The organism is Micromonospora sp. NPDC049139, assembly GCF_055586845.1.
The window spans coordinates 83707-105832 of sequence record NZ_JBVJHK010000003.1; the positions used below are offsets into that span (position 1 = coordinate 83707).

The 22126-nt window shown below is 73.8% G+C and carries 22 protein-coding genes, 3 tRNA genes and 2 pseudogenes; 15 read left to right on the plus strand and 12 right to left on the minus strand.

The features are described from left to right. Window positions 1-5 precede the first annotated feature (5 nt). A complete protein-coding gene (locus ACZ6Q9_RS07140) occupies window positions 6-362 on the minus strand; it encodes a hypothetical protein (protein WP_357695369.1) in 357 nt (118 codons plus the stop codon). A gap of 395 nt (window positions 363-757) precedes the next feature. After that, the gene (locus ACZ6Q9_RS07145; protein ID WP_393266861.1) at window positions 758-1603 is read right to left on the minus strand and encodes an FAD:protein FMN transferase; all 846 of its coding nucleotides are present in this window, start codon (window positions 1601-1603) and stop codon (window positions 758-760) included. Window positions 1604-1824: 221 nt separating this feature from the next. Between ACZ6Q9_RS07145 and ACZ6Q9_RS07150 the strand changes: the two genes are divergently transcribed. Further along, a complete protein-coding gene (locus ACZ6Q9_RS07150; protein ID WP_393266858.1) occupies window positions 1825-2856 on the plus strand; it encodes a 3-isopropylmalate dehydrogenase in 1032 nt (343 codons plus the stop codon). A 203-nt stretch (window positions 2857-3059) separates the two neighbouring features. Continuing rightward, complete coding sequence (locus tag ACZ6Q9_RS07155; protein ID WP_393266855.1) at window positions 3060-4157, plus strand: branched-chain amino acid aminotransferase; 1098 nt, start codon at window positions 3060-3062, stop codon at window positions 4155-4157. Between the two features lie 314 nt (window positions 4158-4471). Here ACZ6Q9_RS07155 and ACZ6Q9_RS07160 read toward each other — a convergent pair whose 3' ends face one another. The 4 genes from ACZ6Q9_RS07160 to ACZ6Q9_RS07175 all read right to left on the minus strand — a co-directional run bounded on the left by ACZ6Q9_RS07160 (window position 4472) and on the right by ACZ6Q9_RS07175 (window position 7009). Further along, window positions 4472-5209, minus strand: coding sequence for a tyrosine-protein phosphatase (locus tag ACZ6Q9_RS07160; protein WP_393266853.1), 738 nt, complete (start codon window positions 5207-5209; stop codon window positions 4472-4474). Window positions 5210-5269: 60 nt separating this feature from the next. After that, on the minus strand, window positions 5270-5728 hold the full coding sequence (locus ACZ6Q9_RS07165) for a PRC-barrel domain-containing protein (RefSeq protein WP_357695361.1): 459 nt from the start codon (window positions 5726-5728) through the stop codon (window positions 5270-5272). Between the two features lie 187 nt (window positions 5729-5915). Beyond that, complete coding sequence (gene ahpD / locus ACZ6Q9_RS07170; protein ID WP_350704754.1) at window positions 5916-6446, minus strand: alkylhydroperoxidase, AhpD family; 531 nt, start codon at window positions 6444-6446, stop codon at window positions 5916-5918. Window positions 6447-6448: 2 nt separating this feature from the next. Then, window positions 6449-7009, minus strand: coding sequence for a peroxiredoxin (locus ACZ6Q9_RS07175; protein WP_350704756.1), 561 nt, complete (start codon window positions 7007-7009; stop codon window positions 6449-6451). Window positions 7010-7349: 340 nt separating this feature from the next. Here ACZ6Q9_RS07175 and cimA point away from each other — a divergent pair, with 340 nt between their 5' ends. Continuing rightward, on the plus strand, window positions 7350-8930 hold the full coding sequence (cimA, locus tag ACZ6Q9_RS07180) for a citramalate synthase (RefSeq protein WP_393266849.1): 1581 nt from the start codon (window positions 7350-7352) through the stop codon (window positions 8928-8930). A gap of 50 nt (window positions 8931-8980) precedes the next feature. Here the strand turns inward: cimA and ACZ6Q9_RS07185 are convergent, their stop codons facing one another. Further along, the gene (locus ACZ6Q9_RS07185; RefSeq protein WP_393266846.1) at window positions 8981-9976 is read right to left on the minus strand and encodes an endonuclease/exonuclease/phosphatase family protein; all 996 of its coding nucleotides are present in this window, start codon (window positions 9974-9976) and stop codon (window positions 8981-8983) included. A 413-nt stretch (window positions 9977-10389) separates the two neighbouring features. Between ACZ6Q9_RS07185 and ACZ6Q9_RS07190 the strand changes: the two genes are divergently transcribed. From ACZ6Q9_RS07190 to arfB, 7 genes are all read left to right on the plus strand, one after another. Then, window positions 10390-10917, plus strand: coding sequence for a hypothetical protein (locus tag ACZ6Q9_RS07190; protein ID WP_396828360.1), 528 nt, complete (start codon window positions 10390-10392; stop codon window positions 10915-10917). 221 nt (window positions 10918-11138) lie between these two features. Beyond that, on the plus strand, window positions 11139-12188 hold the full coding sequence (locus ACZ6Q9_RS07195; protein WP_357695351.1) for an AAA family ATPase: 1050 nt from the start codon (window positions 11139-11141) through the stop codon (window positions 12186-12188). A 29-nt stretch (window positions 12189-12217) separates the two neighbouring features. Further along, window positions 12218-13204, plus strand: coding sequence for a DUF58 domain-containing protein (locus tag ACZ6Q9_RS07200; RefSeq protein ID WP_396828435.1), 987 nt, complete (start codon window positions 12218-12220; stop codon window positions 13202-13204). Then, window positions 13201-14160, plus strand: a complete 960-nt coding sequence (locus tag ACZ6Q9_RS07205) for a VWA domain-containing protein (protein WP_357453523.1) — start codon at window positions 13201-13203, stop codon at window positions 14158-14160. Before ACZ6Q9_RS07200 ends, ACZ6Q9_RS07205 begins: the two co-directional genes overlap by 4 nt. A gap of 44 nt (window positions 14161-14204) precedes the next feature. Then, window positions 14205-15068 (plus strand): S1C family serine protease, encoded by an 864-nt coding sequence (locus ACZ6Q9_RS07210; protein WP_396828358.1) that lies wholly within the window; start codon window positions 14205-14207, stop codon window positions 15066-15068. A 110-nt stretch (window positions 15069-15178) separates the two neighbouring features. Then, window positions 15179-15481, plus strand: coding sequence for a hypothetical protein (locus tag ACZ6Q9_RS07215; RefSeq protein WP_393266839.1), 303 nt, complete (start codon window positions 15179-15181; stop codon window positions 15479-15481). A gap of 9 nt (window positions 15482-15490) precedes the next feature. Continuing rightward, window positions 15491-15916: an alternative ribosome rescue aminoacyl-tRNA hydrolase ArfB gene (gene arfB, locus ACZ6Q9_RS07220; protein WP_357695345.1), complete on the plus strand. Its 426-nt coding sequence runs from the start codon at window positions 15491-15493 to the stop codon at window positions 15914-15916. Window positions 15917-16009: 93 nt separating this feature from the next. Here arfB and ACZ6Q9_RS07225 read toward each other — a convergent pair. Continuing rightward, window positions 16010-16261, minus strand: a pseudogene (locus tag ACZ6Q9_RS07225) (3-methyladenine DNA glycosylase); the annotation flags it as partial. Between the two features lie 106 nt (window positions 16262-16367). Here ACZ6Q9_RS07225 and ACZ6Q9_RS07230 point away from each other — a divergent pair. Beyond that, complete coding sequence (locus tag ACZ6Q9_RS07230) at window positions 16368-16619, plus strand: hypothetical protein (RefSeq protein ID WP_396828356.1); 252 nt, start codon at window positions 16368-16370, stop codon at window positions 16617-16619. 127 nt (window positions 16620-16746) lie between these two features. On the opposite strand, the gene ACZ6Q9_RS07235 is transcribed toward ACZ6Q9_RS07230, so the two are convergent. From ACZ6Q9_RS07235 to ACZ6Q9_RS07245, 3 genes and pseudogenes are all read right to left on the minus strand, one after another. Then, window positions 16747-17679 (minus strand): 3-methyladenine DNA glycosylase, encoded by a 933-nt coding sequence (locus ACZ6Q9_RS07235; protein ID WP_396828354.1) that lies wholly within the window; start codon window positions 17677-17679, stop codon window positions 16747-16749. Beyond that, window positions 17670-18068: pseudogene (locus tag ACZ6Q9_RS07240) on the minus strand (3-methyladenine DNA glycosylase); the annotation flags it as partial. The pseudogene ACZ6Q9_RS07240 and the gene ACZ6Q9_RS07235, both read right to left, overlap by 10 nt. Before the next feature lie 34 nt (window positions 18069-18102). Further along, window positions 18103-19389 (minus strand): hypothetical protein, encoded by a 1287-nt coding sequence (locus tag ACZ6Q9_RS07245; protein WP_393266833.1) that lies wholly within the window; start codon window positions 19387-19389, stop codon window positions 18103-18105. A gap of 285 nt (window positions 19390-19674) precedes the next feature. Between ACZ6Q9_RS07245 and ACZ6Q9_RS07250 the strand changes: the two genes are divergently transcribed. The 4 genes from ACZ6Q9_RS07250 (at window position 19675) to ACZ6Q9_RS07265 (ending at window position 21197) form a co-directional block, all read left to right on the plus strand. After that, window positions 19675-20478 carry a fumarylacetoacetate hydrolase family protein gene (locus ACZ6Q9_RS07250; protein WP_393266832.1) on the plus strand — a complete coding sequence of 268 codons (804 nt, stop codon included), beginning with the start codon at window positions 19675-19677 and terminating at the stop codon, window positions 20476-20478. 107 nt (window positions 20479-20585) lie between these two features. Beyond that, window positions 20586-20657 (plus strand) — tRNA-Gln (locus tag ACZ6Q9_RS07255). Between the two features lie 136 nt (window positions 20658-20793). Continuing rightward, a tRNA-Glu gene (locus tag ACZ6Q9_RS07260) sits at window positions 20794-20866 on the plus strand. Window positions 20867-21124: 258 nt separating this feature from the next. After that, window positions 21125-21197, plus strand: a tRNA-Glu gene (locus ACZ6Q9_RS07265). Window positions 21198-21420: 223 nt separating this feature from the next. On the opposite strand, the gene ACZ6Q9_RS07270 is transcribed toward ACZ6Q9_RS07265, so the two are convergent. Next, on the minus strand, window positions 21421-22107 hold the full coding sequence (locus ACZ6Q9_RS07270) for an IclR family transcriptional regulator (protein WP_350684716.1): 687 nt from the start codon (window positions 22105-22107) through the stop codon (window positions 21421-21423). Window positions 22108-22126: the final 19 nt, after the last annotated feature.

Consider the following 22126-nt stretch of genomic DNA (forward strand, 5'->3'; position numbering starts at 1 on the left):
CCAGTTCAGCCGGGTAGGCGCGCCGGCGGCGGGTAGACCGAGCCGTCCTGGGCGTCGAAGAGCATCAGGTCGTGCTCGCCGGCCAGCCGCTCGATGTCGAGCAGCACCTGGTCCGGGCAGGTCGGGTGCAGGTTCAGCTCGACGTGGTCGTTCGCCGCGTGCAGCGGCGCCACCGCCCACGGGGTGTCCCGCCCGGCGGGCCGGTCCGGATAGCTTCTGGTGATCGCCCGGTAGAACGCCACCACCCGCGGGTCCGGGTGGCGTTCGACGTGCTGCCCCTGCCGGCAGCGCCGCACCGCGGCCCGCACGTCCTCGGGTGTTGCCCCGTCCGCCAGGGCCCACACGCTCAGATCGAAACTCACGGCGGACAGCGTGCCATCCGCCGTTCAGCCTGTCGAAATCGCCCCGCCGATGGGCCTTTCCGTGCCGCGACGGTCCGGTGTGGAGACCCTTGCGTCGAGTTACGTCGATTCGCTAGCGTACCGGTGCGGTCACTGGCCGAGCTCGCGGCGTAGGCCCGTCTTCGGGTGGCGAGGTCGACGTCCGGCCGACCGGCCCGCACCCCTCGATTGCGCGAGCCACGCGCACTCGTCGCTGACCGGCCCTCACGGTCGTTGCCGAGACCGTGGGGGCCGATCGCGCATGCCGGGCCCCCGCATCGCCCGCCGCCGCGCGGCACCCGACCGCACGGCACCGGCCGGCGTCTCGGCGACGCTCCACACCGGTCGCCGGCTCGGCGCCCGCACCGTCCGGCGGCTCAGCGGCGGTGGGCGAAGAGCGCGCGGTAGTCCGACCCGTTGCGGAACCAGACGAGACCGGCCGGCCCGGCGGCGTAGAGCGCGGTGGCGTAGGCGTCGGCGACGGCGAGGTCGGGGCCGACCACCGTCGCGGCGACCAACTGCTCGGCCGGCTCGCCCGTGTGCGGGTCCACCACGTGTCCCTGCCGGCCGCTCACCCCGGACGTGCCGACCGCACCCGCCGTCATCTCCAGCACCAGCGGCGCGCGGTGCCGATCCGTCGGGTGGTGCACCGCCACCCGCCACGGGCCGCCGTGCGCCGCGTGCCCGCGTACGACCAGGTCGGCGCCGGTGAGCACGGCGTAGTCGTGGATGCCCGCGGCGCGCAGCCGGGCGGCGGCACGCTCGACCGCCCACCCGCCGAGCAGGCCGCCCGGGTCGAAGCCGCCGGGCACCGCCCAGGCGTCGAACCAGCCGTCGGTGGCCGCCCGCATCGCCGCGCAGCGGTCGACCAGGTCGGCCAGCGGCGGGTACGACTCGGGGCTGATCTCGCCGCGGCGCAGCCGGGAGACCAGGCTCTCGGGCCGGCTCGGGCCGTACGTGAGGTCGATGGCCCGCAGTTCCGCCACCGCGTCGCGCAGCGCGTCCCCGACGCCGCGGCGGCCCAGCCACTCGGGCGCGTTGAGCAGCAGCGAGTATTCCGCCGTCGAGGTCCGCACGGTGTGCTGGACGGCGATCCGGTCGCCGGTGGCCGCGCCGGGGCGGTCGACGCGGTGGCTGCGGGCGCCGAGGCGCAGGTCAGGCCGGCGGGGCTGGAAGGCCGGCTGGTCCACCCAGCGGGTCCGTGGCTGCTGGTCGATCCGCATGACAGTGCTCCCTCGCTGCCGGCGGGCCGCGTCGTCGCGGTGCCGTCGCGGGCCCCCGTGACCCGCTCGTCACCACGCTAGGCAGCGGAGATGACCCCACCATGAATGTCACCTGAGAGCATCCTGTGCATCTCGGTTTCCCGAATCGTGGAACCTTCGTACCGGGAGGCGGGACAGCGGCGTACGGTCAGACGTAACGGCGAGGCGAAGGAGCGCAGGACGTGGCACGGATCGCGGTGGTGGCCGGGGACGGGATCGGACCCGAGGTGGTCGCGCAGGCCCGCAAGGTCATCGACGCCGTGCTCCCGGGGGTGGAGGCTACCGAATACGACCTCGGCGCCGCCCGCTGGCACCGCACCGGCGAGGTGCTGCCCGACTCGGTGCTGGACGAGTTGGCCGGGCACGACGCCATCCTGCTCGGTGCGGTCGGCGACCCCACCGTGCCGCCGGGCGTGCTGGAGCGGGGCCTGCTGCTCAAGCTGCGGTTCGCCTTCGACCAGTACGTCAACCTGCGTCCGGCGCGGCTCTGGCCCGGCGTGGCCGGGCCACTGGCCAGCGTCAAGCCCGGCGAGGTCGACCTGGTGGTGGTGCGCGAGGGCACCGAGGGCCTGTACGCGGGCGCTGGTGGCGCGCTGCACCGCGGCACCCCCGCCGAGGTCGCCACCGAGGAGAGCCTGAACACGCGGCACGGGGTGGAGCGGGTGATCCGCGACGCCTTCGCCCGCGCCACGCGCCGCGAGCGGCGCAAGGTCACCCTGGTGCACAAGACCAACGTGCTCACCCACGCCGGCTCGCTGTGGGCGCGCGCGTTCGAGGCCGTCGCCGCCGAGCACCCCGACGTGACCACGGAATACCAGCACGTAGACGCCGCCGCGATGTTCCTGGTCACCCAGCCCCAGCGCTACGACGTGGTGGTCACCGACAACCTGTTCGGCGACATCCTCACCGACATCGCCGCGGCGGTCACCGGCGGGATCGGGCTGGCGGCCAGCGGCAGCATCAACCCCGAGGGGGCCTACCCCTCGATGTTCGAGCCGGTACACGGCTCCGCGCCGGACATCGCCGGGCGCGGCGTGGCCGACCCGGTCGCGGCCGTGCTCTCGGCCGCGTTGCTGCTCGACCAGCTCGGGCACGCCGACGCCGCGGCCCGCGTCACCGCCGCGGTCGGCACGGAGCTGGCCGGCCGGGCCCCGGGCGTACCGCTGCGCACCGAGGAGGTCGGCGACCGGCTGGCCGGGTACGCCGCCTCCTGAAGCCGGCGGGCCCGCCCCACCGGGGCGCCCCTTCCCGTCCGCCGCCCCTCCGCCGCCACGGGCGCCGCGGCGGGTCACCCGTCCGGCGCCGTCGATGCGCCGGGCGTAGCTACCCCCTGAACGACCGTTCGGGGTAAGTTTCTCGCACCATATTTTTCGGCATGCGGACCCGTGTGCCGTCCGTCCCCAGGGAGGTCAGCGCGATGAGCGGTGGTGACAAGCTCGACTTCGAGATCCGTCCGAATCCCGCGCCGGTATCCGTCGCCGACCGGGCCGCCCTGCTGGCCAACCCCGGGTTCGGCCGGGTCTTCACCGACCACATGGTCACCATCCGCTACGCCGACGGCAAGGGCTGGTACGACGCCCGGGTCGAGGCGCGCGCGCCGATCCCGATGGACCCGGCCGCCGCGGTCCTGCACTACGCGCAGGAGATCTTCGAGGGCCTGAAGGCGTACCGGACGCCCGACGGCGGGGTCACCATGTTCCGGCCGGAGGCCAACGGCGCCCGGTTCGCCGCCTCCGCCCGGCGGATGGCGATGCCGCCGCTGCCCGAGGAGGCGTTCGTCGACTCGCTGCGCCGGCTCGTCGAGATCGACCGGGACTGGATTCCCGAGGGCGAGGACGGCAGCCTCTACCTGCGTCCGTTCATGTTCGCCAGCGAGGTGTTCCTCGGCGTCCGCCCGGCCAACGAATACCTCTACGTGGTGATCGCCTCGCCGGTCGGCGCGTACTTCTCGGGTGGGGTCAAGCCGGTGACGGTCTGGGTCTCTCCGGACTACACCCGGGCCGCCCCCGGGGGCACCGGCGCGGCGAAGTGCGGCGGCAACTACGCCGCCTCGCTGGTGGCCCAGGCCGAGGCGATCGAGCACGGCTGCGACCAGGTGGTCTTCCTCGACGCGGTCGAGCGCCGCTACGTCGACGAGCTGGGCGGCATGAACGTGTTCTTCGTCTACGACGACGGCACCGTGGTCACCCCGCCGCTGACCGGCACGATCCTGCCCGGCATCACCCGGGAGTCGGTGCTCGAGCTGGCCGCCGGCGCGGGGCACCGGATCGAGGAGCGGCCGGTGAGCTTCGCCGACTGGCAGGCCGACGCGGCCAGCGGCCGGCTCCGCGAGGTGTTCGCCTGCGGCACCGCCGCCGTGATCACCCCGATCGGGCAGGTGCGCTTCCCCGACGGCGAGTTCCTGGTCGGCGACGGCGGGCCCGGCCGGGTCACCATGACCCTGCGCCAGCAGCTCGTCGACCTCCAGCGGGGCATGGCCGACGACCCGCACGGCTGGGTCCGGCGCATCCTCTGACCCGTACGCGCGACCGACGCCGCCCCCGCGCCGCCCTCGGCGCGGGGGCGGCGTCGTCCGTGCCCACCCCACCCCACCCCACCCGATCCCACCCCCGCCACCCCGCCCCCGCCACCCCGCCCCCGCCGCCCCGCCCTTGCCGCGTCGATCTTGCACTTTGTGCCCGGACAAATCAGGGCAGGTCGCGCATTCGGGGGGCACAAACTGCAAGATCGCGGGAGCGGGAGCGGGAGCGGGAGCGGGAGCGGGAGCGGGAGCGGGAGCGGGAGCGGGAGCGGGAGCGGGAGCGGGGGCGGGAGCGGGGCGGGGGCGGGTCAGGTCAGGAGGTGGGCGCGGAGGGCGGCGAGCTGGGCGTCGGTGACGCCGGCGTGGCGGAGGTAGCCCTCGACCGAGCCGTGGGCCGCCCGCAGCTCGGCGAGGAAGAGCGTCATGGCCTCGGCGGGGCAGGTCAGCACCGGCAGGGTGTGCCCCGCCTGCTGCCCGGTGGCCTCGAACCAGGCGCGGTACCGCTCGCCGGCCTCGGTGCTCAGCGCGTAGTCGGCGGCGATCTCGTCGTCGTCGACGCCGAGCACCGCGAGGGTGAGCCCACAGACGATGCCGGTGCGGTCCTTGCCGGCGACGCAGTGCACCACCACGGGGGCGTTGGCGCTGTCGGCGATCAGCCCGACGGCCTCGGCGAGCCCGGCCGTGCCGGTCTCCGCGAGGTCGGCGTACCGGTCGGCCAGGTAGCGGGCCAGGTCGGTGCCCGGCTGGTAGGGCCGCTCGCCCCACTCGGCGTGCTCGGGGTGGATGTTGCGCCAGGTCAGGCCGTCGAAGTGGGGGATCCGGCCGTCGCGTTCCACCTCGTAGGGGCGGCGCAGGTCGATGACCGTGCGCACACCGAGGGCGGCGAACGCCTCCCGGTCGGCGTCGTCGATGCGGTGCGGCGAGTCGGAGCGGTAGAGCCGGCCCCGGCGGACGGTGCGCCCGTCACGGCCGGAGTGGCCGCCGACGTCGCGGAAGTTGAACATCGTGGCGAACGGGATCCTGCGGTTGACCTCGGTGGCGTCCACGCTGACACGGTAACGGCCTCCCGCGGCTGGCGGGAGACCGTCGCGCGCCGGTGACTACGGCTAGCGGGCGGTGCCGGGCGGGATCGCCGAGTACGTCTCGCCGTAGTAGCCGCCGAGCCGGTCCCGGTAGGTGGGGTCGGTGTCGGCGGTCTCGTCGTACTCCGGGGCGGCCTTGATCTGGTCCTTGCTCCGGTCGACGTGGACCTTGCGCTCGTCGTGGTCGACGTGGTTGACGGTGCCGGCCGGGATCATGACCTTCCGGCCGAAGATCCACGGGCCGGTGTCCACCACCAGGTAGCTGTCGTTGACCTCGTGGCTGGCATTGTCGATCTTGCCGATGCCGCCGTCGGTGGCCTCGACCTTGTAGCCGACCAGGTCGGCGTCGGCCACCCGCGCCGTGTCCCGGTAGCGCCACGGGTCGAACGTGCCGGCGGGCGCGCCGCCGGCGAACTCGCCCTGGCCGCCGTGGCGCACGGGGTCCGGGCTGCCGTGTGTGCTGTGCGGGTCGAGCCTGTCCATGTGACAACTCCTGCCCCGACTGTCGTCAGTCGTCTCGCCGGATCGAGTCCTCGTCCTGGGAGGAGCTACCCGGGCGGTCGCCGCCGGAAACGGCGGTGGGCCGGTGCCGAGGACGACGGTGGGCCGGCGCTGGAGACGACGGTGGGCCGGCGCCGTCGTGCGGCGCCGGCCCACCGGGGCGTACGGGTCAGGCGAGCGCGGCCTGGGCGTCCAGGGTGACCGCGGCGGCGTGCACGACGGCGGCGATGCGCAGCCCCTCGTGCACCTGCTCGCGGCTGAAGCCCGCGCCGCGCAGGGTCTTCTCGTGCGACTCCAGGCACACTCCGCAGCCGGTGATGGCCGAGACGGCCAGGCACCAGAGCTCGAAGTCGGCCTTCTCCACGCCCGGCTTGGCGATGATCTGCATCCGCAGCCGCGCCGGAATCGACTGGTACTGCTCGTCGCCGATCAGGTGCTTGGCCCGGTAGTAGACGTTGTTCATCGCCATGATCGCGGCGGCGCCCTTGGCCGCCTCGATCGCCTCCGGCCCGAGGTGGGTGGCCGCCTCGTCGGCGATCTCCCGCAGCACCACCGGGTTGCGCGCGGCGACGGCGCAGGCCAGGGCGGTGCCCCACGCCTGCTCCGGCTTCAGCGTGCTGGTGCCGATGGTGGAGCCGAGGTTGAGCTTGATGTCCTTGGCGTACTCCGGCAGAGCCGCCTTGACCGCGTCCAGACCCACGGTCAGGCCCCGGCGCCGGCGAGCAGCTTGGTGGCGTCCAGGGTCTCGCCGCCCTTGTTCCAGTTGCACGGGCAGAGCTCGTCGGTCTGCAGGGCGTCGAGCACCCGCAGCACCTCGGAGACGTTCCGGCCGACCGAACCGGCGGTCACCATGACGAACTGGATCTCGTTGTTCGGGTCGACGATGAAGGTCGCCCGCTGGGCCACGCCGTCCTCGCCGAGCACGCCGCAGGCGGCGGTCAGCTCGCGCTTGATGTCGCTGAGCATCGGGAACGGCAGCTCGCGCAGGTCCGGGTGGTCCTTGCGCCACGCGTAGTGGACGAACTCGTTGTCGACCGACACGCCGAGGACCTGGGCGTCCCGGTCGGCGAACTCGTCGTTCAGCCGCCCGAACTCGGCGATCTCCGTCGGGCAGACGAAGGTGAAGTCCTTCGGCCAGAAGAAGACGACCCGCCACTTGCCCTCGTGGGACTTGTGGTTGATCGTCTCGAACGCCTTCTCGGCGTCCAGCGACACGCAGGCGGTGAGTTCGTACTCGGGGAAGCGGTCACCGACAGTGAGCACAGGTCCTCCTTGACAGTGGCACGAGGCCGGTAAAACTGGATCGGTTCCAGATTCTTCCTCAGCGCTGTTTCCGCCTGGCGGCGGCCGGGTTGCTTGTGAAGTGGATCACCAGCTTCCGGTTCCGCCCGCGTGCTTGCGCCGGCCGGGGTGTCGCGACCCTCCGTCACCGTCCCGTCATGTGGACTATGCCTCCCAAAACCAGTGCTCGAGTGGCAGAGTGGCGATCGTGACCAGCACCCACCTGATTATTCGCACCTAGCGCGCCGGCCTCCCCTCCGCCGAGCGCGCAGACCTCCCGCATCCGCGGGGGGTCTTTTTGTTGCTCTCGAAAGGATCCCTGATGACCTTCCAGGTGTACGACACGACGCTGCGCGACGGTGCCCAGCGCGAGGGGCTCAGCTATTCGGTGGTCGACAAGCTCGCGGTGGCCCGGCTGCTCGACGAGTTCGGGGTCGGCTTCATCGAGGGCGGCTGGCCGGGCGCGGTGCCGAAGGACACGGAGTTCTTCCGCCGGGCGCGCAGCGAGCTGGACCTGAGACACGCGCTGCTGGTGGCGTTCGGGGCCACCCGCCGGGCCGGCGTGCAGGTCGCCGACGACCCGCAGGTGCGGGGTCTGCTCGACGCGCAGACCCCGGCGGTCGCCCTGGTCGCCAAGGCCGACCTGCGGCACGTCGAGCGGGCGCTGCGCACCACCGCCGGGGAGAACCTGGCGATGGTCCACGACACCGTGGCGCACCTGGTGGCGGAGGGTCGCCGGGTCTTCGTCGACGGCGAGCACTTCTTCGACGGCTACCGGTCCGACCCGGCGTACACGGCCTCCGTGGTGGAGACCGCACTCGCCGCCGGCGCCGAGCGGTTCGTGCTCTGCGACACCAACGGCGGCATGCTGCCCTCCCAGGTGAGCGCCGCCATCGCCGACCTGACCGCCCGGCTGGGCGTGAGCCCGGAGCTGCTCGGCATCCACTGCCAGAACGACACGGCCTGCGCCGTGGCGAACACGATCGCCGCCGTCGAGGCGGGGGTGCGGCACTTCCAGGGCACCGCGAACGGCTACGGCGAACGCCCCGGCAACGCCGACATCTTCGCCGTGGTCGCCAACCTCCAGCTCAAGCTCGGGCTGCCCGTCCTACCGGACGGCTGCCTGGGGCAGATGGTGCGGGTCTCCCACGCCATCGCCGAGATCGCCAACATCGCCCCCGACACCCACCAGGCATACGTCGGGGCCGCGGCCTTCGCCCACAAGGCGGGGCTGCACGCGAGCGCGATCAAGGTGGATCCGCTGCTCTACAACCACGTGGACCCACAGGTGGTGGGCAACGACATGCGGATCCTCGTCACCGAGATGGCCGGCCGGGCCAGCGTCGAGCTCAAGAGCCGCGAGCTGGGCCTGGACCTGGCCGGCCATCCGGAGGCGCTGTCCCGGGTGACCGGGCGGGTCAAGGAGCTGGAGGCCGACGGCTGGTCGTTCGAGGCCGCCGACGCCTCGTTCGAGCTGCTGGTCCGCGCCGAGCTGGACACCGCGCCGCCGAGGCCGTTCACGCTGGAGTCGTACCGGGTGCTGGTCGAGCACCGGGAGGACGGCGCGGTGGTCTCCGAGGCGACCGTCAAGATCCGCGTACGCGGGGAGCGGGTGATCGCCACCGCGGAGGGGAACGGCCCGGTCAACGCCCTGGACGAGGCGCTGCGGGCCGGGTTGGCCCGGCACTACCCGCAGCTGCGCGACTTCGAGCTGGCCGACTTCAAGGTGCGGATCCTGGAGGGCAGCAGCGGCACCGGAGCGGTGACGCGGGTGCTGCTGGAGACCGCCGACCGCAACGGCCGCGACTGGACCACGGTCGGCGTGCACCCCAACGTCGTCGAGGCGAGCTGGCACGCCCTCGTCGACGCCCTCACCTACGGCCTCGACCGCGCCCGGGTCTGAGGCGGCCCAGCCACCGCGTGGGCGCCGGCCACCGCAGCCGGCCCGGCGGGTCAGCCGGCCGGCAGGCGCAACTCGGCCAGGACGGCGCGGTGGTCGCTGCCCGGCACCCGGTGCACGGCCACCGCCCGTACGGCTATCCGGCGGTCGACCAGCACGTGGTCGATGGTCACCGGTGGGATCGGGTCGCCGTCGTAGGGGCCCCAGGTGCCGGTGAGACCGGCGCCGACCTCGTCGGCGGCGTCGACGTAGCCGGTGGCCAGCAGGGCGCGCAGCGGGGCGTGGTCGAGGGTGGCGTTGAAGTCGCCGGCCAGGATCCGCAGCGGCCCGTCCGGCGTCGCGGGCGGCTGCGCGGCCAGGTCGGTGCGCCAGTGGCCGACCTGGTCCACCGCGTACGGCGCCGCCGGGTGCGCCGACTCGACCCGCACCGGCGGCGCCCCGGGCACCGTCACCGTGCCGTATGCCTGGTCGAAGCCCCAACCGCCGCGATTGCGTCGGACGCCGCCCTCGTCGACCGGGAACCGGGCGTAGAGCCCGGAGCCGACCGTGCCCGGCTGCGGGTCGAGGTGCCGGTGGGGGAGCAGCCGGTCCAGGCCGAGTCGGTCCAGCTCCGCTCCGGCCCCGGGGGTGAACTCCTGCACGGTGAGCACGTCGACGCGGTGCCGCTCGACCAGGTCGACCAGCGCCCGCGCGTCGGCGGCCCCGGCGAGCAGGTTGGCGGTCAGCACCCGCACCGTCGGCCCCGCGGCCGAGGGCTGCCCGGCGGGCAGGGCCCGGGGCGCGACCACGGCCACCAGCGCCGTCGTGACCACCGCCGCGACCACCGCGGGCCACCGGCACCGCAGGGCGAGCGCGAGCACCAGCGGCAGCAGGCTCCCGGCGGCCACGTACGGGGTGAAGGCCAGCAGTTGGACCAGCGGCCCGTGGTCGAGGCCGGCCAGCCGCAGGGCTGCCCAGGCGACCCCGGGCGCGACGGCCGCCCAGCAGAGCGCGGTGCCCGATCGTCCCGCCCGGCTGCCCGTCGTCCGTTCCGCCGCCCCGGTGGTCATGGCCGGGCCTTGGCGATCATGGGCGCGCCTGGCGTGATCATGGCTGGAGAGTAGCCCGGCCCCCCGCGCGCCGCGGCCCCGTCGCCTCCGCCGCGCGCATTCGTGAATGCCGTGGCATTCGCTTTTCACAAATTGTCGGCGACTGTCGACCGTTTTGATGAAGCGTGATCAACTATTGACGTCCGGCTTTTTGTGGTGCTACGTTCCAGTGGGTTGAGACGTCGAAACTCTGAGTAGTAATGCCTGCTCAGGGCCGGTGAAAATCGTTGAGGCGACAACATCTAGGGTGCGGCCTGAAGTGCGGGCTTCCGGCGGTTGTCGCTCATTTTCCCGGCCCAAGAATGGAAATCTGCCGTCCCGTGACAGCGCGGGAACGGTCGAATTCGCACGGTCAACAAAAGGGAGACCCTGTCATGACCACACTCTTCCGACGCAAGGCGGTGGCGGTGGCCTTCGCCGCCCTGGCGCTCACCCTGGCCGGGGGCGGCATCGCCGTCGCCCAGCCGGCGGCGAAGGCGCCCGCCGAGGTCGCCCAGCCGTCCCTCCGTCAGCCGGGCGACGGCAGCCAGCCGGCGGTCACCCCCGCCGAGGCCCGCAAGGCCAAGGCCGCGCTGGCGCAGGGGCCGTCCACGCAGGCGACCGCGCCGGGCACCATCTCCTTCGCCGTCGTCAGCAGCGGTGGCACGCTGCTCCGCGGCTCGCCCGAGGCGGTCTCCGCCACCAGGTACGGCCCCGGGCAGTACCAGGTCCTGTTCAACTACAACGTCACCCTGAAGGGCTTCCACGCCACCATCGGCACCACCGACCCGTACAACGTGCCGCCGGGCGGGGAGATCTCGGTGGCGCCGCGGCTCCAGACGCCGAACGCGGTCTTCGTCCAGACCCGCAACTCGTCCGGCAGCCCGTCCGACCGGCCCTTCCACCTGACCATCACCAACTGACGCACCCGCTGACCCGCCGGCCCCCACCGCCCGTGGGGGCCGGCGCCACGCGGTGGGCCACCGGCGGGCGAGTCGGGCACGCGGGCGCCCCCCCGCCGGTGTGTGGCCGGCCGCGTCGTCGCTGCCGGCCCGGGAGGCTCGTCCCGGTTCGGGCCGGTAAGGACTGCCCCGGCGCTGATAATCCGACGTTTGTCCGAGGGCCGCCACGGGAAGCAAGCACCGTGACGGACATCTCGGACACCCTGGCCAGCGTGCCCAGCCCGGCCGATCCCGACGCGAGTTCGGCCGAGCTGGAACAGACCCTCTTCGAGGTCAAACGCGTGATCGTCGGGCAGGATCGGCTCGTCGAGCGCCTGCTCACCGCCCTCGTCGCCGACGGGCACTGCCTCCTGGAGGGCGTGCCCGGGGTGGCCAAGACCCTCGCCGCGCAGACCCTCGCCACCGTGGTCGGCGGCACCTTCTCCCGGATCCAGTTCACCCCCGACCTCGTCCCGTCGGACATCGTCGGCACCCGGATCTACCGGGCGTCGAAGGAGACCTTCGACATCGAGCTGGGCCCCGTCATGGCCAACCTGGTGCTCGCCGACGAGATCAACCGTGCCCCCGCCAAGGTGCAGTCCGCGTTGCTGGAGGCGATGGCGGAGCGCCAGGTCTCCATCGGCGGGCGCAGCTACCCCGTGCCCGACCCGTTCCTGGTGCTGGCCACCCAGAACCCGATCGAGTCCGAGGGGGTCTACCAACTGCCGGAGGCGCAGCGCGACCGGTTCCTGATGAAGATCGTGGTCGACTACCCGAGCGACGCCGACGAGCTGGCCATCCTCTACCGGATGAGCGCCGACCGGCCCACCGCCCGGCGGGTGCTCGACCCGCAGCGGCTGCGCGACCTCCAGGCCCGCGCCACCCACGTCTTCGTGCACCACGCCCTCGCCGAGTACGTCGTCCGGCTCATCCTCGCCACCCGCGACCCCGGCCGGTTCGGCCTGCCGGAGATCGCCCCGCTGCTCGCGTACGGGGCGAGCCCGCGGGCCACGCTCGGGCTGGTCGCCGCCGCCCGGGCCCAGGCGCTGCTGCGCGGCCGGGAGTACGTGCTGCCCGAGGACATCCGCGAGCTGGCCGTCGACGTGCTGGCCCACCGGCTGGTGCTCTCCTTCGACGCGGTCGCCGACGGGGTGTCCGCCGAGTCGCTGGTGCGCCGGCTGGTCGAGGCGGTGCCGCCGCCCCGCGTCGCCACCGGCCACCCCGAGTTCGCGACCGACCTGGCGGCGGCATGAGGTGGCGCGGGGCCACCTCGCCGGCGCCCGTGCCGGCCGACCCGGGGCTGGCCGACCTCGCCCCGGACCGGCGGCTGCGCCGGCTGGAACTGACCGTCACCCGGCGGCTCGACGGCCTGCTGCACGGCCGGTACCGCGGCCTGCTCCCCGGGCCGGGCAGCGAGCCGGCAGGCAGCCGGGAGTACCGCCCCGGTGAGGACGAGGTGCGCCGGATGGACTGGGCGGTGACCGCCCGGACCACAGTCCCGCACGTCCGCGAGGTCGACGCCGACCGGGAGCTGACCACCTGGCTGCTGGTGGACGCGAGCCCCAGCATGGAGTACGGCACCGCCGAGCTGGACAAACGCGAACTGGCCGTGGCGGCCGTGGCGGCGGTCGGCTTTCTCACCGCCGGGGTCGGCAACCGGCTCGGCGCGCAGGTGCTCGGCCCGGCCGGGCTGCGTCGCTTCCCGCCCCGCAGCGGGCGTACCCACCTGCTCGGGCTGCTGCGGGCCCTGTTGACCGCGCCGCGCACCAGCGCGTACGACGAGCGCCGCCCGCCGCCCGGCGGCCCCGACCTGGCCGACGGGCTGGCCGCCGTGCACCGGGTGGCGCTGCGGCGCGGCCTCGTGGTGGTGGTCTCGGACTTCCTCGACGGCCTGCCCGACGACCCCCGGCACGCGCCGGCCTGGGAGGCACCCCTGCGCCGGCTCGCCGTGCGGCACCAGGTGCTCGCCGTGCAGGTCACCGACCCGCGCGAACTGGAACTGCCGGACGTCGGCCTGATCACCCTGGCCGACCCGGAGACCGGCCGGACGCGGGAGGTGTGGACCGGCGACCCCCGCCTGCGCGAGCGGTACGCGGTCGCCGCCGCCGCCCAGCGCGACCAGGTGGGCCAGGCGCTGCGCCGCAGCGGGGCGACCCACCTGCCGCTGCGCACCGACCGCGACTGGAGCGCGGACATCGTGCGCCACGTGCACGCCCAGCGGCGGCTCGCGGCGGCCCCGGCCGGCGCAGCCCGGGGAGGTGCGGCGTGATCTGGCAGTCGCCCGTCCGGCTCTGGCTGCTGCTCGGGGTGCTCGCCCTGGCCGTCGGCTACCTGCTGGCGCAGCGCCGGCGCAGCCGGTACGCCGTCCGCTTCACCAACCTGCGGCTGCTCGACCGGGTCGCGCCGCAGCGGCCGACCTGGCGGCGGCACCTGCCGGCCGGGCTCTTCCTCGCCATGCTGGCGCTGCTGGTGGTCGGCTTCGCCCGGCCGACGGCGGAGGTGCGGGTCCCCCGCGAGCGGGCGACGGTGATGGTGGCCGTGGACGTCTCGACCTCGATGCTCGCCGGCGACGTGGAACCCGACCGGCTCAGCGCCGCCAAGGAGTCCGCCCGGCGCTTCGTCGACAGCCTGCCCGACGAGTTCAACGTCGGGTTGGTCGCCTTCGCGGGCAGCGCGGCGGTGCTGGTGCCGCCGAGCACCGACCGGGAGGCGTTGCACGAGGGGGTCGAGCGGCTGGTCGAGGGGGCCACCGGGGTGCAGGGCACGGCCATCGGCGAGGCCATCAGCACCTCGCTCGGCGCGGTGAAGGGCTTCGACAGCCAGGCGGCCAAGGACCCACCGCCGGCCCGGATCATCCTGCTCTCCGACGGCGCGAACACCTCCGGCATGGACCCGATGGAGGCGGCGGCCGACGCGGTGACCATGAAGGTGCCGGTGCACACCATCTCGTTCGGCACCCCCGGCGGCACCGTGGACCGGGGCGGCCGGCCGATCCAGGTGCCGGTGGACGGGCAGACCCTGCGCGCGGTCGCCGAGGAGACCGGGGGCGGGTTCCACGAGGCCCACACCAGCGACGAACTGCGCGCCGTCTACGACGACATCGGCACCTCGGTGGGCTACCGCACCGAACGGCAGGACGTCTCGGCCCGCTTCATCGGCCTGGGACTGGTGTTCGCGATGGGCGCCGCAGCCGGCTCGATGCGCTGGTTCTCCCGGCTGCCCTGACCCCGTACGGCCATCGTCGAGAAGAACACGTGAGGAGCGTACGCATGGCAGTGCAGACCGGGTTGGGCGAGCCGCGCGGCCCCTGGTTCATCTCGCCGGAGCTGGACCCGGACGGGCGGTCCCGGTGGGACGGGCCCGGGTCGGACCGTGGCCCGGCCGGACGGCGCCGGCACGGGCGGCTGCTGGCCGGGCTGGCGGTGGTGGCCCTGTCCACCGCCTCCGGCGCGGTGGCCGGCGGCGTGGTGGCCAGCCGGGACGGCGCGCCCGGCCCGGCGGCGGCCACGGCGGCCGCGGTCCCGGCGGAGCTGGTGACCGCGGCCGAGAAGACCGTGCCGGGGGTCGTCTCGGTGCTCGTGGGGGGCGGCGGCGGGGCCTCGGCGACCGGCTCCGGCTTCGCCGTCGACGACCAGCAGCACATCATCACCAACGACCACATCCTGGCGAAGGGGGGTGGCGGCTCGGTGACGGTGGAGCTGCCGGACGGGCGGCGGTTCGCCGCCGAGGTGGTCGGCCGGGAGCCGCGCAGCGACCTGGCGGTGCTCCGGGTGCCCCCGTCGGCCGGCCTGGCGGCGCTGCCGCTGGCCAAGCCGGGGTCGACCCGGGTCGGCGAGCCGGTGCTGGCGGTCGGCTCGCCGCTGGGGCTCGCGGGCACCGTCACCGCCGGCATCGTGAGCGCCCTGGACCGGGAGGTGCGCCTCGGCGACAACCGGCACACCGCGGTGCAGACCGACGCCTCGATCAACCCGGGCAACTCGGGCGGCCCGCTGGTCAACGCGCGCGGCGAGGTGGTGGGGGTGAACACCGCGATCGCCACCATCGACGGCAACGGCTCCATCGGGATCGGCTTCGCCATCCCCATCGAACAGGTGCAGAAGACCGCCGACACGATCATCGGAAAGGGCGGCTGAGCTGCCCTCATGCCCGCCGGAGACGGCGTGGGAACGTGAGAACTGTCGGATACCCGGCGCGGAATGATCGGACAATGGAAATATTACGCTGAGTGTGGATACTGGCGTGGGTGGAGCGTCCTGTCATCGTGGCCCTCCTGCTGGTGGGCCTGATCATCGGAACCGGTGTCGGGTCGGCGTACGCCCGGGCGCGACGCGGGTGGGCCGACTACCAGACCGTCAAGAAGACCGTGCCCGGTGCCCGGCGCACCGCGTGGCTGCTGATCAAGGTGGTCACCACGAAGATCGGGGTGATCGCCCTGCTGCTCGTCGGGGCGGTCGCGTACGCCGCCGTCGACTCCGACGCCGAGCCCGCGCCACCCGGCCCGACCCCGAGCCCGTCCGCCACCCCGAGCATCCGGCCGGGGCGTTAGCCTCGGGGTGTGGACGACGGACTGCGGGTGACCGACCGGTGGGTCGTCCCCGCCGCTGAGCTGCGGGAACGCTTCTCCCGCTCGTCCGGCCCCGGCGGCCAGGGCGTCAACACCACCGACTCCCGGGTCGAGCTGAGCTACGACCTGGGCGCCTCGCCCGGGGTGCCCGAACCGCTGCGGGCGCGGGCGCTGGACCGGCTCGCCGGTCGGCTCGTCGACGGCGTGCTGACCGTCACCGCCAGTGAACACCGGGCGCAGTTGGCCAACCGGGAGGCGGCCCGGGAACGGCTGGCCGCGCTGCTGCGCGAGGCGGCGGCCCCGCCACCCCCGCCCCGGCGGCCGACCCGGCCCTCGCGCGGCGCCAAGGAGCGCCGGCTGGCCGAGAAGAAGCGCCAGTCGCAGCGCAAGCGCGACCGCCGCGTCGACGGCGACTGACGGGCGACTGCGGCGACCGACGGGCAGGGGCGGCCGACGGGCCGGCGGGCCGCTACCGGCGGATCTACGCCGGCAGGGCGTCGACCGGCGGATCTACGCCGGCAGGGCGTCGAGCAGTCGGGCTCGCAGCACGGCGGCCCGGTCGGCGAACCCCCGCTGCGCGGCGGCGTACTCGGCCCGCCCCTCCGGGGTCTCCACCCGCACCGGTGGGTAGCCCAGGTCGGACAGGTCGTACGGGGAAGCGCGCATGTCCAGGGTGCGGATCTCCCTGGCCAGCTCGAAGCAGTCCGCGACGAGTTCGGCGGGCACGAGTGGCGACAGCTTGTACGCCCACTTGTAGAGGTCGCTGGGGAGCCTGCGGTCACGGCTCGATGATCTGGCCACCGACTATGCCGCTGGGCTCGTTACTCGATCGCAGTTTCTGACTGCATCCCAGACCATGCGCAGCCGGGTGGATGAGTTGGAGGATCAGCTATCCCAGTTGGGGAGTGACAGCGCCGTCAAGGGCGTCGCCGGGATGACGGACGAGCAGGTACGCCGTCACTGGGATGGGTTGGATGTAGACCGCAGGCGGTCCCTGATCCTCGCGGTTGTCGTGAGCTGCCGTCTCCGCCAGAAGGGGCGTGGCGTCCGCCGCACCGATGAGCGGCATGTCGATGTGTTGTTCAGGGCGGGAGACCCCGCGAAGGTTGCGAGCATCTGACCCGGGGAAGGAACCGAACCGGGGAGAGGGCCCCGAAGGGGCCCATCTTCGGGCTCCTGATCTTCGGGTTCTCCGCCGACATGAACACCAGGGAGCGCAGCGATCCTGTGGCGCGGACGCTTGGGGGTCATGCCTCCACCCTTGCCGGTGACTCCGCTCCCTCAAGCAGCGCCGCACACACATCGATCAACCGGGCGCGTAGTCGGCCCGCGCGCTGCGAGAACTCGCGTTGACGAGCGACGTACTCGGCCTTGCCCTCGGGTGTCTCGATGGCCACCGCCGGTTCTCCGTAGGAGGAGAAGTCGTACGGGGACGCCTGGATGTCGAGCAGCCGGATGTCCCTCGCCAACTCGAAGCAGTCGAGCGCCAGATCCCCCGGAACCGCAGGGCCCAGCTTGGTTGCCCACTTGTGGCAGTCCATCGAGGCATGCAAGCAGCCCGGCTGGTCAAGCTCTACCTGGCTCTCCCTCGTTGGTTGGAGCCGGTTGAGGCTGACCGCGTCAGGGGTGAAGAACCGGAACGCATCGAAGTGCGTGCAGCGGATCTGGTGAGACTCGACTACCGCGTCAGTTCCCTCTTGCCCAAGTCGCAAGGGGAGCGGATGCCGATGCTCACGTTGGCGATACACCATCGCCCACTCATGCAGGCCGAAGCAGCCAGTGAAGGCTGGTCGTGACGAGATGGCGGACAACAGTCGATGAATGAAGCGCACCGACTCAGCCCGGTCGGCGAGGAACGCTGCGATGTCGAAGCTCACGATCCCGTCCGCGTCCGTGGCATACCAACGCCACTGCTGGTGTGGGGCAGAGCCGTGCGGTCCCGGTTCCAAGGAGATGCCCACGCCGGGGTGCCACCGTCGGAGAACGGAGGGCCGGGTGCCGTAGTAGTCGTACAAGAAGTCATCGATCGCGTGGCGTTCCCTCGTGGCCTTGCGGGCGCGGTGGCCTGCGGTAAGGGAGTCGGCGCGCTTCTCGTGAGCTTCCAAGAGGGGAAGCCAGCTTGCGGCGGGGATGCTGGTCAACTGTACGGACCCTTGTTGTCCGCTTCGTGCATGGCCCACTCGTGCATCCCGAAACAGCCGAGGTGCGCCGGCCGGCCGGCGGTCGCCACCAGTAGCGCCCGGATCCACTCGACCGACTCGGCGCGCCGCGCGCGTACCCCCTCGGTGTCGAGGGTGACCCCGGCGGCGGTGGCGCGGTAGTCCCGGCCGAACTCGGCCGGGTCCGCGTCCCGCAGCGCCACCCCGGCCCCCGGGTGCCACCGGCGCAACTGGGCCGGGCGGTGCGAGTAGTAGGTGAAGAGGAAGTCCTCCACCGGGTGCTTCCCGCCCCCGCGGCGGCGTGCCAGATGCGGGGCGAGCCAGGCGTCGACCCGCTCCTCGTGCGCCCGGCGCCGGGCCCGCCAGCGCGCCGCGTCGAGCACGGCGGTCGGGGCGAGGGCGGCGGTCACGGAGCCAAGGGTACGACCGCCGCCCCGCCGCCGGTCAGGGCACGTCCACCCGGACCCCGGCGGAGAACACCCCGCTGCGCAGCTCCAACTGCTGCGGCGGCGCCTGCCCGTCGACCGTGAAGACCAGCGGCAGCACCGTCCGGCTGCCGCCCGCCAGCGGCTGGGCGAAGACGTCCCGGCCCTGGTTGGCGGCCCGGGTGGCCTGCTCGTCGGTGCTGACGAAGTTGCCGTCCGGCAGGTACGCCCGTTGCAGGCGGCCGTGCCAGCTCTGCTTCTCCGGGGTGAGGTTGCGCACCCCGACCGTGGCCTGGCACTGCCGCGCGCCGCGGCCCGGCTCGCACGCGACCCGGAAGACGGTGAACTCGAACGCCGACTCGCGCAGCGGCTCGCCGATCGCGCCGTTGGTGCCCCGGCCGATCCACGCGCCGCTGGTCGGCTGGCTGTCGGTGTCGATGGCCGCGACCTCCCGGGTGGCCGTCCAGGCGGCGGTGCCCACCGTGCCGGCCAGCACCGCGGCGGCCACCGGCACGATCAGCCAGCCGGACGGCGTGCGGCGGGTCTGCGCCGGCCGGGGCGTGGCGGGCCGCGGGTAGACGGTCCCCCGCCCGCCGGCCGAGAGGGCCGCGGCGACGGGCCGGCGGCGCCGCCGCCACGTCCAGATCCCGCCGAGCGCGAGCACCGCCACCGTGGCCAGCCCGGCCAGCAGCACGGGCGTCCGACGCCACACCGGCGTCTCCCGGGTCTCCTTCGCCGCCGCCGGCGCGGCCGCGTTCCAGGTCGCCGTCGCGCAGTCGTACGGCCGGCTGCCGTCGCGGGCGAAGGCGCAGGCCGGCGCGGTCAGCGGCCGGTCCGGGGCGGCGGTGGTCAGCGTCGTGCCCAGGGTGGTGGTGCTCCGGGCCGGCAGCTTGAGCTGCCAGGTCACCGCGGTGGCCGACTGGCCGGCGGTGCGGGTGGCCCGGCCGCCGGTGGTGATGGCGGTCGCCGAGGCGCCGGGCGGCAGCTCCTGCCGCACGGTGGTGTCCAGCGGCGTGTTGCCGGCGTTGCGGACCTGGATCCGGTAGCGCGGCGCCGGCGTGCTCTCCGGCGCCACCGCCACCGTGACCGGCGGCTTCGGCAGCGGCGGGGCGGCCCGGGTCGGGGTGGGCACCGCCGGTGGCACCGACGGCATCGCCGGCGCCGGGGTCGGCGCGGCCGCCGCCGGTGGTGGCTGCGCGGCCGCCGCGGGTGGTGCCGCCGTGGGCAGTGCCGGCACGGCGGCGAGGATGCCGAGGCAGTGGACGAACACTGCGAGGGCCCTGTGGTGTCGTGTCGATGCAGGCATACGAACGAACCTCCGGAGCCGACGCTAGGGGCGGGGCGACGCCGGGCGGGTACGAAGTCGCGAAGTCCGCCCCGGGACGCGGGACGTGGCGTAGGGTGCGCGGCCGGGCGGCGCGCCCGGGGTTGCGCGGGCCGGGTCGGTGCCAGGGTGCGACTGCCGGACGGCGCGCCTACGGTGCCGCGGGCCGGGCGGGGCGACGCCGCGCTGCCGTCCGCCGGCCGGGATCCGCCTGGACGGGGCGTGGCCTGGGCCGGGGTGCGAGTCGTCCGGGACTAGATTGGCCTGGTGCGTATCGCTCGTTTTGCTCATGCCAAGGGAATGTCGTTCGGGGTCGTCGAGGGCGAGCCGGAGGCGGGCCCGCAGGGCCTGACCGTCGCCGAGATCGAGGGCCACCCGTTCGGCCAGATCCAGTTCTCCGGCGCCCGCTGGGCGCTCTCCGACGTCCGGCTGCTCTCGCCGATCCTGCCCAGCAAGGTCGTCTGCGTCGGGCGCAACTACGCCGAGCACGCCGCCGAACACGGCACCGAGGTGCCGAAGGAGCCGCTGCTGTTCCTCAAGCCGTCCACGTCGGTGATCGGGCCCCGCGACGCGATCCGGCTGCCGATCTTCTCCAAGCAGGTCGAGCACGAGGCGGAGTTGGCGGTGGTGATCGGCGCGCCGGGCGCCCGGCGCGCCGACCGGGCCGCCGCGGAGCGGGCCATCTTCGGCTACACCTGCGCCAACGACGTCACGGCCCGGGATCTCCAGCGCTCCGACGGCCAGTGGACCCGCGCCAAGGGCTTCGACTCGTTCTGCCCGATCGGGCCGTGGATCACGACCGGGCTCGACGTGCGGGACCTGGAGGTCCGGTGTGAGGTGGGTCGCAATCCCGAGGAGATGGAGGTCCGCCAGCTCGGCCGTACGCGGGACATGGTCTTCGACGTGCCGGCCCTGGTGTCGTACGTCTCGCACGTGATGACGCTGCTCCCCGGCGACGTGGTGCTCACGGGCACGCCGGCGGGGGTTAGCCCGCTCACGGACGGGGATACGGTCACCGTGCGGATCGAGGGGATCGGGGAGCTGACCAATCCGGTGGTGCCCGTCGCCTGATCCGGGTCGAGGCCCGGTTTTCGCAGCTCAGAGGCGGTTCCGGGGGCTCGATTTGGCCTGTCGGCACCGGGAGGGTAAAGTTTGTTCCCGGCGCCGCAAGGGGCCAATGGGGTATGGGGTAATTGGCAGCCCGACTGATTCTGGTTCAGTTAGTCTAGGTTCGAGTCCTGGTACCCCAGCGCAGCCGAGGTTCGAGAGAGCCTCGGGCGCTGGATCTCGGTGGAGAGCAGCTCCGGTTCCCGTCAGGGGGTCGGAGGTTCTCTCTGATAGAGTCCAACAGCGCCGCTCGGGAGAGCGGTGCGGCAAGGAAGTTCTGGCCCCGTCGTCTAGCGGCCCAGGACGCCGCCCTCTCAAGGCGGTAGCGCCGGTTCGAATCCGGTCGGGGCTACAGCATGATCGGCCCGTCTCGCTCTGGTGAGGCGGGCCGTTTCGCATTCCCAGCCCGGTCCGGTGCCACCCGCCCGGCCTCCTGTGGTGCCGGCTCCCTGCGGCGGTCGCGGGTGCCGGTTCCCTGCGGCGATCGCGTGCCGGCGCCTGGCGTCACGGAGGCCCGCGCGCCCGCCCGACCCGGTGCCGGCTCCCTCAGGGGACGCCGCTAGACTACAGCGGCACCGCTCGTGAGGGCGGTGGAAGCAGGGAAAGTCTTGGCCCCGTCGTCTAGCGGCCCAGGACGCCGCCCTCTCAAGGCGGTAGCGCCGGTTCGAATCCGGTCGGGGCTACAACACGAATGGTCCGCCTCGCTCCGGCGAGGCGGACCATTTCGCTGTTCCAGGCCCCCCACCCGCTCCCCAGCCGGTCCGGCTCCCGGCCCCGGCCTCCCGCCCCGGCCTCCGGCTCCCGCCCCCGGCCCCTGGCGGCCCGCTCGGGCTCTCGGCACCGCCCGGCTCCCGGCGGCCCGCCCGCCTTCCGGATCTGGCCCCGGAAGGCCGCCGGCGGGGTGGGTCAGAGGCCGGAGAGGCGTTGACCGGCCCGGACGACGGCCATGGCGTGGCGTTCGCCGGGGCGGCGGCCGAGGCGCTCGATCGGGCCGGAGACGCTGATCGCGGCGATGACCCGGCCGGTGCGGTCGCGGATCGGCGCTGAGATGCTCGCCACACCGGCCTCCCGCTCGGCGACGCTCTGCGCCCAGCCACGGCGGCGTACCTCGGCGAGGGTGCGGCCGGTGAACTTCGACCGGGGCAGCAGCGGCATCACCGCCTCCGGCGGCTCCCACGCGAGCAGGATCTGGGCCGCCGAGCCGGCCGTCATCGGCAGCACCGAGCCGACCGGCACGGTGTCCCGCAGGCCGCTGGCCCGCTCGGCGGCGGCCACGCAGATCCGCTCGTCGGCGCGGCGCAGGTAGAGCTGCGCGCTCTCGCCGGTGGCGTCGCGCAGGGCGGCCAGCAGCGGCTCCGCCGCCGTCAGGAGCACGTCCGGCGCGGCGTTGGCGAGCTCACCCAGGCGCGGGCCGGGGCGCCAGCGGCCCTGGGTGTCCCGGACGAGCATCCGGTGGATCTCCAGCGCCTGCGCCAGCCGGTGCGCGGTCGCCCGGGGCAGCTTGGTGCGTTCAACGAGTTCGGCCAGGCTGGCGCCGTCGACGCAGGCGGCCAGAATGACCACCGCCTTGTCGAGAACGCCGACACCGCTCATACTGTGTCCCACAAGCCGA